The sequence below is a fragment of the Ruegeria sp. BI7 genome (assembly GCF_056537925.1).
Genome location: NZ_JBQFSK010000001.1, coordinates 341,060 through 354,812, shown reverse-complemented (window position 1 = coordinate 354,812; position 13,753 = coordinate 341,060). Strand labels below are relative to the sequence as shown.

Annotated in this window: 13 protein-coding genes; 5 read left to right on the top strand and 8 right to left on the bottom strand. The window is 58.7% G+C overall.

Going from position 1 to position 13,753, the window contains the following annotated elements:
• Genes ACR0JB_RS01760 through ACR0JB_RS01745 form a run of 4 tightly spaced genes read right to left on the bottom strand, consistent with a single transcriptional unit; the run spans window position 1 to window position 4,175 of the window.
• Window positions 1-426 carry an ASCH domain-containing protein gene (locus ACR0JB_RS01760; protein WP_170395731.1) on the bottom strand — a complete coding sequence of 142 codons (426 nt, stop codon included), beginning with the start codon at window positions 424-426 and terminating at the stop codon, window positions 1-3.
• Window positions 426-2,030, bottom strand: coding sequence for a carboxyl transferase domain-containing protein (locus ACR0JB_RS01755; protein ID WP_170504742.1), 1,605 nt, complete (start codon window positions 2,028-2,030; stop codon window positions 426-428). The genes ACR0JB_RS01760 and ACR0JB_RS01755 overlap by 1 nt, the downstream gene beginning before the upstream one ends.
• A 46-nt stretch (window positions 2,031-2,076) precedes the next feature.
• Window positions 2,077-2,652: a lysozyme inhibitor LprI family protein gene (locus ACR0JB_RS01750; protein ID WP_170374593.1), complete on the bottom strand. Its 576-nt coding sequence runs from the start codon at window positions 2,650-2,652 to the stop codon at window positions 2,077-2,079.
• Window positions 2,646-4,175: an AMP-binding protein gene (locus tag ACR0JB_RS01745; protein ID WP_170395727.1), complete on the bottom strand. Its 1,530-nt coding sequence runs from the start codon at window positions 4,173-4,175 to the stop codon at window positions 2,646-2,648. Before ACR0JB_RS01745 ends, ACR0JB_RS01750 begins: the two co-directional genes overlap by 7 nt.
• A 136-nt stretch (window positions 4,176-4,311) precedes the next feature.
• Here ACR0JB_RS01745 and ACR0JB_RS01740 point away from each other — a divergent pair, with 136 nt between their 5' ends.
• Window positions 4,312-4,914, top strand: a complete 603-nt coding sequence (locus tag ACR0JB_RS01740; RefSeq protein ID WP_170395724.1) for an OmpW/AlkL family protein — start codon at window positions 4,312-4,314, stop codon at window positions 4,912-4,914.
• A 44-nt stretch (window positions 4,915-4,958) separates the two neighbouring features.
• Here the strand turns inward: ACR0JB_RS01740 and ACR0JB_RS01735 are convergent, their stop codons facing one another.
• The 3 genes from ACR0JB_RS01735 to ACR0JB_RS01725 all read right to left on the bottom strand — a co-directional run bounded on the left by ACR0JB_RS01735 (window position 4,959) and on the right by ACR0JB_RS01725 (window position 8,185).
• Window positions 4,959-6,122, bottom strand: a complete 1,164-nt coding sequence (locus ACR0JB_RS01735; RefSeq protein WP_170395723.1) for an isovaleryl-CoA dehydrogenase — start codon at window positions 6,120-6,122, stop codon at window positions 4,959-4,961.
• Between the two features lie 161 nt (window positions 6,123-6,283).
• Entirely contained in the window at window positions 6,284-7,474 is a 1,191-nt protein-coding gene (locus ACR0JB_RS01730; RefSeq protein WP_170395721.1) for a DegT/DnrJ/EryC1/StrS family aminotransferase, read from the bottom strand.
• Between the two features lie 3 nt (window positions 7,475-7,477).
• On the bottom strand, window positions 7,478-8,185 hold the full coding sequence (locus ACR0JB_RS01725; protein ID WP_170360194.1) for an HAD-IA family hydrolase: 708 nt from the start codon (window positions 8,183-8,185) through the stop codon (window positions 7,478-7,480).
• Between the two features lie 134 nt (window positions 8,186-8,319).
• Here ACR0JB_RS01725 and glmU point away from each other — a divergent pair, with 134 nt between their 5' ends.
• The 3 genes from glmU (at window position 8,320) to ACR0JB_RS01710 (ending at window position 12,231) form a co-directional block, all read left to right on the top strand.
• Complete coding sequence (glmU, locus tag ACR0JB_RS01720) at window positions 8,320-9,672, top strand: bifunctional UDP-N-acetylglucosamine diphosphorylase/glucosamine-1-phosphate N-acetyltransferase GlmU (RefSeq protein ID WP_480789639.1); 1,353 nt, start codon at window positions 8,320-8,322, stop codon at window positions 9,670-9,672.
• A gap of 3 nt (window positions 9,673-9,675) precedes the next feature.
• Window positions 9,676-11,496 (top strand): glutamine--fructose-6-phosphate transaminase (isomerizing), encoded by a 1,821-nt coding sequence (gene glmS, locus ACR0JB_RS01715; protein ID WP_480789638.1) that lies wholly within the window; start codon window positions 9,676-9,678, stop codon window positions 11,494-11,496.
• A gap of 108 nt (window positions 11,497-11,604) precedes the next feature.
• Complete coding sequence (locus tag ACR0JB_RS01710; protein ID WP_480789794.1) at window positions 11,605-12,231, top strand: DNA alkylation repair protein; 627 nt, start codon at window positions 11,605-11,607, stop codon at window positions 12,229-12,231.
• Here the strand turns inward: ACR0JB_RS01710 and ACR0JB_RS01705 are convergent.
• Window positions 12,219-12,650: a hypothetical protein gene (locus tag ACR0JB_RS01705; protein WP_480662323.1), complete on the bottom strand. Its 432-nt coding sequence runs from the start codon at window positions 12,648-12,650 to the stop codon at window positions 12,219-12,221. The two genes, ACR0JB_RS01710 and ACR0JB_RS01705, sit on opposite strands and share 13 nt — an antisense overlap.
• A 90-nt stretch (window positions 12,651-12,740) precedes the next feature.
• Here ACR0JB_RS01705 and moaA point away from each other — a divergent pair, with 90 nt between their 5' ends.
• Complete coding sequence (gene moaA, locus ACR0JB_RS01700) at window positions 12,741-13,748, top strand: GTP 3',8-cyclase MoaA (RefSeq protein WP_480789637.1); 1,008 nt, start codon at window positions 12,741-12,743, stop codon at window positions 13,746-13,748.
• Window positions 13,749-13,753 lie beyond the last annotated feature (5 nt).

Genomic DNA, 13,753 nt, shown 5'->3' with positions numbered 1-13,753 from the left:
TTACCCCTCAACAGCCAGATCTTCGACAAGACGGAAACGTTCGCACAATAACTCCATCTCGGGATCGAAACCGCCATTGCGCTCAAAGTAACGACGGTGATCCTCGCGCCATCCTTCAAGCGTTTCATTCTCACCCTCGGCCAATGCAAAGACCTCAGTCACATCGCAAAAACGACAGATCGTGACATCGACCGTTTCGATCACCAAAGCCGGGGTGTCATCCCATTCCAGAGCGATATCGCGTCGCCCGACAACTGGTGTCTCAGGGCTTCCGTCCGGATAGTCGCGCAGCGCCCCACAAGTTGCTTTTTTTTGGCCTGAGCGCACCAATGCCAGCAATTCAGCACTCAAGGCAGCGCTATCGCCGAACTTAAAAGTCTGTGCGTCCGGGTAGCGGGTCATTACTTCTTTCAGGTTCATGCGCATCACATCCTGAACACGCCGAAACGTGTCTCTTCAATCGGGGCATTCAGCGCGGCGCTCAGCGACAGCGCCAGCACATCGCGGCTTTTGCGTGGGTCAATGATGCCATCATCCCACAACCGGGCTGAGGCATAGAGCGGGTGCGACTGTTCCTCGAACATCTCCAGTGTGGGGCGTTTGAACTCGGCCTCCTCCTCGGCAGACCAGGTGCCGCCCTGCCGTTCGATCCCGTCGCGTTTGACGGTGGCCAGAACGCCCGCCGCCTGTTCGCCTCCCATCACGGAAATCCGCGAGTTCGGCCAGGTCCATAGGAAGCGCGGCTGATAGGCCCGTCCCGCCATGCCGTAATTCCCGGCCCCAAAAGAACCGCCGACCAGCATCGTGACCTTCGGCACGTTCGTCGTGGCCACTGCTGTCACCATCTTGGCCCCGTGTCGTGCAATACCCTCGTTTTCGTATTTCCGGCCAACCATGAACCCGGTGATATTCTGCAAAAACACCAGAGGGATTTTCCGTTGCGAACACAGCTCGACAAAATGCGCGCCCTTCTGCGCAGCTTCGGAAAACAGCACGCCGTTGTTGGCAATGATCCCGACCGGGCAGCCTTTGACATGAGCAAAGCCAGTCACCAGCGTCTCGCCAAAGCGCGGTTTGAACTCATCGAAACGCGAGCCGTCGACCAACCGCGCGATCACCTCGCGGATGTCATACGGCGTGCGCAGATCGGCGGGCACAACGCCCAGAATTTCCTCGGGGTCATAGACCGGATCCTCGGGGCTGGCCCAATCCACCGTCTGTGGTTTGCGCAGGTTCAGCGACCCGACCGCGCGCCGCGCCAGAGCTAGCGCGTGGGCGTCATCCTCGGCCAGATAGTCGGCTACACCAGACAAGCGAGTATGAACGTCGCCGCCACCCAAGTCTTCGGCGCTGACGATCTCTCCGGTCGCGGCCTTGACCAGAGGCGGCCCGGCCAGAAAGATCGTGCCTTGGTCGCGCACAATGATCGTCACATCCGACATCGCAGGCACATAGGCCCCACCCGCGGTACACGAGCCCATTACCACGGCGATCTGTGCAATCCCTTGGGCGCTCATCCTTGCCTGATTGTAGAAGATGCGGCCAAAGTGGTCGCGGTCGGGGAAGACCTCATCCTGATTGGGCAGGTTCGCGCCGCCGCTATCGACCAGATATATGCAGGGGAGGTTGTTTTCCTCAGCAATCTCCTGCGCCCGCAGATGTTTCTTGACCGACATCGGGTAATAAGTGCCGCCCTTCACGGTGGCGTCGTTGCACACCACCATGACCTCGCGCCCCTGCACCCGACCAATGCCCGCGATGACCCCAGCACAGGGCGCAGCATCGCCATACATCGCATGCGCCGCCGTCGCCCCGATCTCAAGGAACGGAGACCCCGGGTCCAGCAAGTTCGCCACCCGACGACGCGGCAGCATTTTGCCCCGAGATTCATGCCGCGCGCGGGATTTCTCACCACCGCCCATGCGGGCTGCTTCGGCGGCGGCAGTGATTTGTGCCAGCGCATCGAGATGAGCGGTGCGGTTTGTCTTGAAGCCCTCAGAGGCGGGCATGGCTTTGGATGTGAGTTTCATTCTTTGCTTTCCTGGTCCATCAGAAAACCCGCCGAAATAAGAAGCATCATCTTTCCTCCAACAACGTCTTTAACCAAACCACTCTTTGGCTCGTTCGCTCCAAGCGACACCCGGCCCCAAGGAGTTTCGCACCTGTTCCCCCTCTCCACTGAAGATACTCCACCAAGCAGTCCGCCTCCCGCATTTCTTCCCAACGTTCTTGTGCTTCGGTTAAACTCGGCACTCTAAAAGGTAGAGAGGAAGCTTTCTCAGCGTCTCCTTCATCAAGCATGCTGTAATGAACCAGCAGGTCTGCGGCACTCTCGTCCACCAGCGTGTCCCAGACCGCTGTTTCAGCTTCGACGCAAAAGTAAATTCCCAGAGTGCTTTGCCCCCAAGAAATATCTTCATTCATGCAATCGCCCGAAAAAGCACCAATACAGTCGGAAAGGTCTGTTGGTGCTCCAGCACTTTCGACACACCCACGGACTTGAGCATCCATGTAAGCTTGGTCCACGGTTGTTTGTCCGTGCTCATCTTGAACTTGATAGTTCTGTGCCCAAAGGTCTTGGGGCAGCACAAAGGTGAGAACTGAAACAGTGCCTAGAGTAAGCAAATCAAAGCTGTGCAACTTATTCAGCATTGTTTGTCCTCCGCCGCCGCTCGCACTTTCAATTCCTTCCGGATCACCTTCCCCGTCACCGTCATCGGCAACTCCTCCAGAAATGCGACCTCACGCGGATAGGAATACTGAGCCAGACGCGCCTTGACCCAGTCCTGCAACTCCGACCCCGAAGCCTCGGCCCCCGGTTTCAGCACCACATAGGCCTTCACGATCTCGGTCCGTAGTGGGTCGGGCTTGCCGACCACGCCCACGGTCGCCACCGCCGGGTGGGTTAGCAGGCAATCCTCGATCTCGGCCGGGCCGATGCGGTATCCGGCTGAGGTAATCACGTCATCATCGCGACCGACAAAGCGTAGATACTCGCCCTCCCACACGCCGCGATCTCCGGTGATCAGCCAGTCGCCGCGAAACTTCTCAGCCGTCGCCTCGGGCCGGTTCCAGTATTCCAGCAACATCGAGGCCGAGCCGCGCCGGATGGCCACGTCACCCTCTTCATCGATCGGATTGCCGTCTTCGTCGATCACCGCGACTTCATGCCCCGGCACCGGTTTACCGATGCAGCCGGGTTGCACCGGGAAATCCTCGGAACAAGAAGACACGACCATGTTGCATTCGGTCTGGCCGTAGAATTCGTTGATCGTCAGGCCAAACGCCTGTTGCCCCCATGCCAGCATCTCGGCCCCTAGCGGCTCACCGCCCGAAGCGACCGAGCGCAGACCGGGGATTGCCTGATCCGCCGCCTTCAGCATGCGAAGTGCGGTCGGAGGGAAGAACACGTTCCGCACACCACCGCGGGCGATCACGTCGACGCAGGCTTCCGGCGTAAACTTTTCCAACCGCGCCGCGACCACAGGAATACCCAGCGCAAGCCCGGGCATCAATACGTCGAACAGACCTCCGATCCAGGCCCAATCCGCAGGGGTCCATAGGCAATCGCCTTCGCGCAGGTGATTGTGGCTGATCGAGACACCCGGCAGGTGGCCGGTCAGAACCCGGTGCCCATGCAGTGCGCCCTTGGGGCTGCCTGTGGTGCCCGAGGTATAGATCAGCACCGCCGGGTCCTCGGGGCCTGTATCTGAGCAGGGGAACGGATCATCCGATGGTGCAATATGTTCGACCAGAACCGGGTGGGCCAGATCGCCCAGCAACGCGGCTCCTTCGGCATCGGTCAGCACCAGACGCGCACCCGCATCCCCCACGCGCGAGGCCAACGCATCCCGTTTGAACAGCTTGAACAGCGGCACCGAAATCGCCCCAAGCTTCCAGATCGCCAGATGCGCCGCCGCACACCAGGGCGACTGGCTCAGCAACACACCCACGCGGTCGCTGGGCTGCAACTGCTGATACAGTTCACGTGCAATCCCGTCCGTCATGCGCGTGAGTTGACCAAAGGTAACGGCTTCGCGGTACCCGTCTGTCAGATCAACGATGGCCACATTGTCACGAGGATGCGCCAGGCATTGTCGCGCCATATTGAGTTGATCCGGAATATCCCAGACGCCCGACTTCCGCATACCGGGTATGCACCTATCGGGATGCATGCGCAAAACCCCTTGTTTTTCTTACCCTTGGCGGGCGCGGACGCCCCCCTGCTTTCACAGGAACTTGATGCAGATCAGAGTTCGCAACGGTCCGGTCCTGCACAAGCGACTCATCAACAAATTCAAAGGCCATAAAATGACCAAAACACTCGCCGCTTTGATGCTCTCGACTGCGCTTGTCGCACTTGCCGCCCCTGCAATGGCCCAGAACCAAGGTGACTGGACCGTGGGTGTCGGTGTTGGTTATCTGGACCCGAAATCCGACAACGGAACCCTGGCTGGTCTCGATACCGACATTGACGCAGACACCAGCGCGATCTTCACAGTAGAGTATTTTGTCCAGGACAATCTTGGCATCGAACTGCTGGCCGCGACCCCGTTCAGCCACAGCATCGCGCTGGGGGGCACCGATCTGGCCAGCACCAAACACCTGCCGCCCACCCTGTCGCTGAACTATCACTTCGCGACCAACAGCGCCTGGAAGCCCTATGTTGGCGCCGGACTGAACTACACCATCTTCTTTGACGAAAAATCCGCGCTTGGGGATCTGGACATCGACAACTCCTTCGGTGTGTCGCTGCAAGCCGGTTTGGACTACATGGTCACCGAAAAAGGAGCCGTGCGTCTGAACGTGCGCTGGTTCGACATCGACTCGGACGTCAAATTGAACGGCACCGATATCGGCACTGCAGAAATCGATCCCTGGCTGGTCGGCGTATCCTACGTCCATCGCTTCTGATCCTTGTCTTTAACGCCCCGCCACCCTTTGGCGGGGCGTTTTTCTCAGCGCATTTCGCTCATCAACTCGCGCCCGATCAGCATTCGGCGAATTTCGCTGGTGCCCGCGCCGATCTCCATCAGCTTGGCGTCTCGGAATATCCGGCTGACCGCTGAATCCGACAGGAACCCGGCCCCGCCCATCGCCTGCACAGCCTGATGCGCCTGCGTCATCGCCTGTTCCGAGGCGTAAAGGCAGCACGCCGCTGCATCCTGACGGGTCACGTCACCCCGGTCACAAGCCTTGGCAACTTCATAGACATAAGCCCGCGCGGAGTTCATCGCGGTATACATGTCGGCAATCTTGCCCTGCATTAGTTGGAAGCTACCGATCGGTTTGCCGAACTGCTTACGCTCGGCAAGATAGGGCATGATCTCGTCCAGACAGGCAGCCATGATGCCTGTGCCGATTCCAGCCAGCACGACGCGTTCATAATCCAGACCTGACATCAGAACCGCAACGCCCTTGCCCTCTTCGCCCAGAACGTTCTCGAACGGCACTTCGACGTCTTCAAAAATCAACTCGGCCGTGTTCGATCCCCGCATCCCCAGCTTTTCGAAATGCGGAGAGGTCGAGAAACCCTTCATCTCTTTTTCGATTAGAAAGGCGGTGATCCCTTTTGAGCCCGCGTCTGGGTCTGTCTTGGCATACACGACCAGCGTGTCCGCGTCCGGCCCATTGGTAATCCAATATTTGTTGCCGTTAAGACGGTAGTGATCGTTGCGCTTTTCCGCGCGCAGCTTCATCGACACAACGTCTGATCCGGCCGAGGCTTCGGACATTGCAAGCGCGCCAACATGGTCACCCGAGATCAGGCGCGGCAGGTACTTCGCCTTCTGCTCGTCATTGCCGTTCAGCTTGATCTGATTGACGCACAGGTTCGAATGCGCCCCGTAAGACAGCGAGACCGAAGCCGAGGCCCGCGCCACCTCCTCCACCGCTACGGTGTGGGCCAGATAGGACATCCCCGCCCCGCCATACTCTTCGGGCACGGTGATGCCCAACAGCCCGAGGTCACCCATCTCTTTCCACAGCTCATTGGGAAAGGCGTTCGATTGATCGACCTCGGCCGCCATCGGTTTGACCCGATCCTGCGCCCAGCGATGCACCATCTCGCGCAGAGCGTTCACATCCTCACCCAGATCAAATTGCATTGTGGCCGTGAACATGTTGCGACCTCCTCATCGAATTAATGAACACTTGTTCAATAATTAGGTAACAGCGAATCCTCCACGGGTCAATGAGAAGGCTAGCACCAAAGAAAATGCCACCTCGAACAGGGTGGCATTTTTCAAGATTAAAGCGTGCGCCAAAGGCGCACTCAATTGGATCACGATTGAAACACAGCCCCAACTTCGGCCCGGATGATGCGTGCGATCAGGCGGCAGTCGTCCAGCGAAAAAGTCAACGGCACGCGCATATCCATCACCCCGGCAAGGATACGGTCACTTGCGGGCAAAGGCGTGCTTTCGGCATAGCGCCAACTGTCATAGCGCGAGGTGAATCCCGTCGGCTCCGCCCCACCAAACCACTTAATCTCGACCCCCCGTGCGCCGCAACGACGGATTACCTCGGCAATGCGTTCGGGCGTCCAGTCGAGCAGCAAGAACTGGATCGACGAACCGACATAGGTCTCTTGCTCGGGACGCTCGACGATGGTCAGGCCGGGGGTGTCCCGCAGGCCGGTCGCGATCTCGTCATAGCGTTCGTTCCAGCGCTGCACCTGCCGGTCAAGATCACGCAGTTGCGGGCGCAGGATCGCGGCGCGCAGATTGTCCATGCGGCCGGACACATTGGGCGTGGTGTATTTGATCTTTTCAAACACCTCGGGCCCAGGTGCGGCAAGGTGGCGTTCATATAGCATGTACGAGCCCGACAGCATCGTGGCCTTGGCCGCAAGCACTTCGTCATCGGTGATCAGCAGACCGCCTTCACCAGAATTGACGTGTTTGTACGTCTGGCATGAATAGCACCCAATCGCCCCCTGACGCCCCGACAATTGCCCGCGCCATGCGGCACCCATTGTGTGGGCGCAGTCCTCGATCACCGCAACGCCCGCCGTATCACACATCTGCATTAGCCGGTCCATATCGCACAGATGTCCGCGCATGTGGCTGAGCATCAGCACCCGCGCCTGATCCAGCTTGGCCTCAAGATCATCCAGATCAATCGTCAGATTCTCAGTCACGCCCACAAAAACCGGCCTTGCCCCGACCGAGGCAATCGACCCCGGCACCGGCGCAAGCGTGAAGGCGTTGGTCAAAACCGGATCACCCGGCTGCACCCCCACGGCCCGCAATGCGGTGGCCAGTGCATAACCCCCAGAAGACACAGCCAGACAGTATTTCGCCCCCATTTGCGCCGCGAACTCCTGCTCCAGCAGCGCGGTTTCGCCCAACTCTCCGGGGACGACGTTATAGCGATGCAGACGCCCATGGCGCAGAACGGCCATGGCGGCGTCAATCGCCTCTTCTGGAATAGGTTCCTGCTGGGTGAAGCTGCCAGTGAATGTTTCGGTCATGGGCTAGTTCTGATCCTGCAAAGGGTTGGGGTCAAGAATTTGTGCCGCCGCACCAATCAGTCCGGTGACCAGCTCTGGCAGATCATCAAAGTGATGCAGCAGTGCTTCGGGTTCCAATGCGGCCATATCTTCCCCAGACGGGCCAAACGTCACCAGCACCGAGGGCACGCCCGCTGCCCGCGCCGTATTTCGGTCGGTGTCGGAATCGCCGATCAGCACACACAAATCGGGGTGTCCCCCGGCCCGGCGCGCGGCTTCGCGCAGTGGTTCGGGGTCCGGTTTGCGCACGGGCAACGTGTCTGCCCCCACCAAAGACGCAAACTGATCCCGCACGCCCATCTGGGTCAGCAACTGATGGGCCAGAGCCTCGGGTTTATTGGTGCAGATACCTACGCCATAACCTTGGGATTTCAACATTTCGACAGCCTCAAGCGCACCGGGATAGAACCGAGTGTGGGTGTCGATGTCCTTCGCGTAAGCCTCAAGCAGGGTGGGATAATAGGCCAGAACAGTATCCTCATCATAAGCACCGACCCGCTTCAGCCCATGGGTCAGCATCATCCGTCCACCCCGCAAGGCAACGGCTGCGTCATCATCGTGAACCAGGACATCCCCATGCCCCATCTGGCGAAAACAGTGGTTGGCCGCCGCCAGCAAATCACCCGACGTATCGGCCAAAGTTCCGTCCAGATCGAAGATTACTGTGCGCATTGTGCCTCCTGCCTCGGCGGTTTATTGCCGTCTCGTGTTGCAAACGGCAATCTTGTTTGATCCGTGAACCGCTTGCGCCTTTGCCCTCAGCGGATAAAACGGAGCGCAACAAAACACAAAGAGAAATCGATTTCATGAGCACTGCCCTTGTCATCCTTGCCGCTGGAAAAGGCACCAGGATGCATTCGGATATTCCCAAAGTTCTTCATCCCATCGCGCAGGTCCCGATGCTGGTGCACGCCATGCGCGCCGGGGCCGTATTGTCGCCCGAGCGGACCGTGATCGTCACCGGGCACGGGGCTGAAGCCGTAGCCAAGGTTGCAACTGCCGAGGATGAAGCGGCGCAAATCGCTGTTCAGGACGAGCAGTTGGGCACTGCCCATGCCGTCGCGCAGGCACGCGAGGCTTTGGACGGATTCACCGGCGACGTTGTGGTTTTGTATGGCGACACGCCGTTTCTGCAGCCCGATACGCTGGAACGCATGATCGCGGCGCGGGCAGAAAACGATCTTGTCATTCTGGGGTTTGAGGCCGCCGATCCTGCGCGTTATGGTCGCCTGGTGATGAACGGTGACAGTCTTGAGCGGATCGTCGAATTCAAAGACGCATCGGATGAAGAGCGCGCAATAACCTTTTGCAACTCTGGCCTTTTGGCCTGTGATGCGCAGACACTATTTTCACTTATCGACGCAGTAGGAAACGACAATGCGGCTGGTGAATACTATCTGACCGATGTCGTGGAAATCGCGCGCGCGCGTGGTTTGGAAGTCACCGCAGTTGCCTGTGATGAAGCACAGACATTAGGTGTGAACTCGCGCACCGATTTGGCTGCGGCAGATGCTGTGTTTCAGACCAGTGCCCGTGCCGAGCTGTTGGATCTTGGCGTCACCCTGATGGCACCCGATACTGTTTACCTGGCCGCTGACACCGTCATCGGGCGCGACACTGTGATTGAACCCAACGTGGTTTTTGGCCCCGGCGTCACAGTCGAAAGTGGTGCTACAATCCGGTCGTTTTCGCATTTGGAGGGCTGCCACGTCAGCCGCGGTTCTATTGTTGGCCCCTATGCCCGCCTGCGCCCAGGTGCCGAGTTGGCCGAAAACGCCCGCATCGGCAATTTTGTCGAGATAAAGAACGCCGAGATCGCCGAAGGGGCCAAGGTTAACCACCTTAGCTATATCGGTGACGCGTCGGTAGGTGCGGCGTCGAATATCGGCGCTGGAACAATCACCTGCAACTATGACGGTGTGATGAAGCATCGCACCACAATTGGTGAGAATGTTTTTGTCGGCTCAAACACAATGCTGGTGGCCCCGGTGAAGGTCGGAGACGGCGCAATGACAGCCACCGGCACAGTCGTGACGCGAGACGTCGAGCCCGACGCGCTGGCCGTGGCCCGCGCCAAACAGGACAACAAGCCGGGTTATGCACGTAAATTGTTTGATATGTTGAAGGCGAAGAAGGCTCGCCGCGACAAAGGAGCCTGATCTATGTGTGGAATTGTAGGTGTACTGGGGCAACACGAAGCCGCCCCTATTTTGGTTGAAGCGCTGAAACGGCTGGAATATCGCGGCTATGACAGCGCCGGTATTGCGACGGTCAATGACGGTGAACTTGGGCGGCGTCGGGCTGTGGGCAAGTTGGTCAACCTCAGCGATTTGCTGGTGCACAATCCTCTGCGCGGAAAATCGGGCATCGGGCATACCCGTTGGGCCACACATGGCGCACCATCAGTCACCAACGCGCACCCGCACAAGGCAGGCCCCGTGGCCGTGGTGCATAACGGCATCGTCGAAAACTATCGCGATTTGCGGGCTGAGTTAGCCGAACATGGCGTCGATTTCGTCACCGAGACCGATACCGAAACAGTGGCCCTGATGGCCGAGCATTATCTGAACAATGGACTATCGCCCGTTGATGCGGCTTTCAACACCATCGACCGGCTTCAAGGGGCGTTTGCACTTGCATTTCTGTTTGACGGGCAAGACGACCTGATCGTCGCGGCGCGTAAGGGCTCACCTTTGGCCATTGGGCATGGGGAAGGCGAAATGTATGTGGGTTCGGACGCCATTGCGCTGGCCCCGCTGACGGATCGTATCACCTATCTTGAAGAAGGCGACCGGGCGGTCCTGACCCGCACTTCGCTTGAAATCCGCAACGAAGCCGGAGAACTGGCCAACCGCGAGACCCGCCAGATCAAACTGGATCAAACACGGGCCGACAAGGCGGGTCACAAGCATTTCATGGCAAAGGAAATCGCCGAGCAACCCGTGGTGGTTGCCGAGGCAATCCAATCCTACCTGCCCACTGGCGGCAACGAGATAACTCTGCCGTGTGAGCTGGATTTCAGCAAGCTGGACCGCCTGACCATGGTCGCCTGCGGAACTGCCTTTTATGCCTGTCTGACAGCAAAGTATTGGTTCGAACAGCTGGCCAGAATGCCCGTCGAGGTCGATATCGCCAGCGAGTTTCGCTATCGCGAACCTCCGATCCCCGATCGCACGGCGGCCTTGTTTGTCAGCCAGTCGGGTGAGACCGCCGACACGCTGGCCGCGCTGCGCTATTGCGAGGGCAAGGCCGATAAGATCGTTTCGGTGATCAATGTCCCCGAAAGCTCGATCGCGCGCGAAAGCGACATCGCCCTGCCGATCCATGCTGGGGTTGAGATCGGTGTGGCCTCGACCAAAGCTTTCACTTGTCAGCTAAGCGTATTGCTGATGCTGGCGCTCAAGGCGGCTGCGGATCGGGGCACCCTAAGCGATGAGGAACTGGCTGATCATGCCGCCGCATTGCGTGGATTGCCGACCGCACTAAATGCCGCGCTGGATCAGAACCAGTCCATCAAGGCCTCGGCCCAGCGCTTGTCCGAGGCGCGCGATGTGCTGTTCCTGGGCCGCGGCCTGATGTATCCACTGGCTATGGAAGGTGCGCTGAAACTAAAAGAAATCAGCTATATACACGCCGAAGGTTATGCGTCGGGTGAACTGAAGCACGGCCCCATCGCCCTGATCGACAAGCACATGCCAGTAGTGGTCATGGCCCCGCGCGACACAGTGTTCGACAAGACCGTGTCGAACATGCAAGAGGTCATGGCGCGCAAAGGCAAGGTCATACTGGTCTCGGATGATGACGGCGTTACCGAGGCCGAGGATGGGGTGTGGAGCACTATTCGCATGCCCCATATTCATCCCAGCCTTGCCCCGATCCTGTATTCGGTTCCGGCGCAGCTGCTGGCCTATCATACGGCTGTCGCCAAAGGTACCGATGTGGACCAGCCCCGCAATCTGGCGAAATCCGTCACCGTCGAATAAGCCAAGATCGGGCTGCACCCACGGCCCGTTTCACCAGCAGGGCGACAAACATTGAATTTCTATCTGGATCAGATCAAAGCTCATGCCGACCCCGTACGCGCGAGCCAAATGGCGGCCTATCACGAGGTTGACCGCCCCTATCTGGGTGTCGCGAACCCCGTTCTGAACGACCTGACGAAAGATTGGCGTCAAGACCTGGATGTATCTGAGCGCGTGGAGTTGGCGGATGCCTTGTGGCAGACCAATATACACGAGGGCCGTCTGGCCGCGGCCAAACTACTGACCCAGGCCCGCATTCGGCCTGATGGGGCGGTCTGGGATTTACTGCACAGCTGGTTGCCCGATTTCGACGCCTGGGCTGCGGCCGATCACGCCTGCATGGCGATGCAAAAACGTCTGTCAGCCGACCCAACCCGGTTGGATCAGGTGGAAATCTGGACGACTTCCGATCATATGTGGACACGGCGCGCAGCGCTGGTGGCCACCCTTCCCTGGACCAAGCAGAATCACCCCAAACCCGACGATCTGGCACGGCGCGACCGCATCCTTGGCTGGGCGGCAAGCTATGCGCCGGACCGGGACTGGTTCATTCAGAAAGCCATTGCTTGGTGGCTGCGTGACCTGTCCAAACACGACGCTGAACGCGTCATCGCGTTTCTAAAAACCCATGGTGACGCGATGAAGCCTTTCGCCCGCCGCGAAGCCGGAAAATACCTGAAAGATCAGTTGGAATAGACCTCAAGTTCAACCAATTCGTCGAATGGCAACAACAAGGCCCGCATCGCATCCAGAGACAACCGACTGCCGCCGCTTTCGGGCCCTGGCGCTGGAACCAGCGTAATATAAGCCTGCGAGCCGGTTCTGGGAACGACCACGCGACCGGTGAATTCGACGTCGACCAGCGGAGTTTCCAACCAACGACCCGGCGTGGTCGGATCGCCCAATCCGGCTATGGTCGTCTTTGCGCCCACCCAGCCGGCAGCAGTGGCCGCAACGGGTTCTGGTTCAACTGCTTCCTCTGCCACAACCTCTTCGACCACGGCGTCTTCAGGTTCAGAAGGCGTCTTTTTGCCCCCAAAGACCCGATCTGTCGTGGACCGTACGGTGTCGCATCCGGCCACCAGAATACACAAAGCGAATAGCATATATCTCATGCCATCAACCTATCGCCCTGTGCGCATCTGTACCAGCGCAAAGGAAACTTCGCCCTTGTCGCAGGCAGGTCGCGGCTTTACCTATGTCGAATGACTGCTCCGCTTATCGACCCATTCGCACGTGCGATCACCTATCTCCGCGTCTCTGTTACAGACCGCTGCGATTTCCGCTGTGTTTACTGCATGTCCGAAGACATGAAGTTTCTGCCAAAGAAAGACCTGCTGACGCTGGAAGAGCTGGACCGCATGTGCTCGACCTTCGTGAAGTTGGGGGTTGAAAAGCTGCGCATTACCGGTGGTGAGCCGCTTGTGCGCAGAAATATCATGACGTTTTTCAACAGCATGACCCGCCATCTGGACAGCGGCGCGTTGAAAGAGCTGACGCTGACCACCAATGGCTCGCAGCTGCACCGTTTTGCCGATGACCTTTACGCAGCCGGTGTGCGCCGGGTAAATATCTCGCTGGATACGCTGGACGAAGATAAATTCGCGGCGATCACCCGCTGGGGCCGTCTTAAACAAGTGTTGAACGGCATCGACGCGGCGCAGAAAGCCGGGCTGAGGATAAAGATAAACGCGGTGGCCCTGAAGGGCTTCAACGAAGAAGAATTGCCGACGATCACGAAATGGTGTGCGGATCGCGATATGGACCTGACCTGGATCGAGGTCATGCCCATGGGCGATATCGGCAATGAGGATCGTCTGGATCAATATTGGTCGCTCAAGGACGTTCGTAAGGAATACGAGAACCACTATTCCGTGACCGATCTGGCAGAACGCAGCGGCGGGCCAGCGCGTTATGTTCGCCTAGAGGAAACCGGCCAAAAGATCGGCTTCATCACCCCTCTGTCGCATAATTTCTGCGAAAGCTGCAACCGCGTGCGCCTGACCTGCACCGGTGAGCTGTTTATGTGTCTGGGCCAAGAGGACATGGCTGACCTGCGTGGTCCACTACGCGATCACCCCGATACAGAGCAACCGCTCGAAGACGCAATCCGCGCGGCGATCAACCTCAAGCCCAAGGGACATGATTTCGACTATTCCCGCCAGGCGGTCGACGGCAAGATGAGCCGTCACATGAGCCACACAGGCGGCTGACGTGC

Coding starts and splice junctions, on each gene's coding strand:
- ACR0JB_RS01760 (WP_170395731.1), bottom strand. CDS start 426: ATGCGCATGAACCTGAAAGAAGTAATGACCCGCTACCCGGACGCACAG.
- ACR0JB_RS01725 (WP_170360194.1), bottom strand. CDS start 8,185: ATGCGCACAGTAATCTTCGATCTGGACGGAACTTTGGCCGATACGTCG.
- ACR0JB_RS01755 (WP_170504742.1), bottom strand. CDS start 2,030: ATGAAACTCACATCCAAAGCCATGCCCGCCTCTGAGGGCTTCAAGACA.
- ACR0JB_RS01745 (WP_170395727.1), bottom strand. CDS start 4,175: ATGCATCCCGATAGGTGCATACCCGGTATGCGGAAGTCGGGCGTCTGG.
- glmS (WP_480789638.1), top strand. CDS start 9,676: ATGTGTGGAATTGTAGGTGTACTGGGGCAACACGAAGCCGCCCCTATT.
- moaA (WP_480789637.1), top strand. CDS start 12,741: ATGACTGCTCCGCTTATCGACCCATTCGCACGTGCGATCACCTATCTC.
- glmU (WP_480789639.1), top strand. CDS start 8,320: ATGAGCACTGCCCTTGTCATCCTTGCCGCTGGAAAAGGCACCAGGATG.
- ACR0JB_RS01730 (WP_170395721.1), bottom strand. CDS start 7,474: ATGACCGAAACATTCACTGGCAGCTTCACCCAGCAGGAACCTATTCCA.
- ACR0JB_RS01740 (WP_170395724.1), top strand. CDS start 4,312: ATGACCAAAACACTCGCCGCTTTGATGCTCTCGACTGCGCTTGTCGCA.
- ACR0JB_RS01705 (WP_480662323.1), bottom strand. CDS start 12,650: ATGAGATATATGCTATTCGCTTTGTGTATTCTGGTGGCCGGATGCGAC.
- ACR0JB_RS01710 (WP_480789794.1), top strand. CDS start 11,605: ATGGCGGCCTATCACGAGGTTGACCGCCCCTATCTGGGTGTCGCGAAC.
- ACR0JB_RS01750 (WP_170374593.1), bottom strand. CDS start 2,652: ATGCTGAATAAGTTGCACAGCTTTGATTTGCTTACTCTAGGCACTGTT.
- ACR0JB_RS01735 (WP_170395723.1), bottom strand. CDS start 6,122: ATGTTCACGGCCACAATGCAATTTGATCTGGGTGAGGATGTGAACGCT.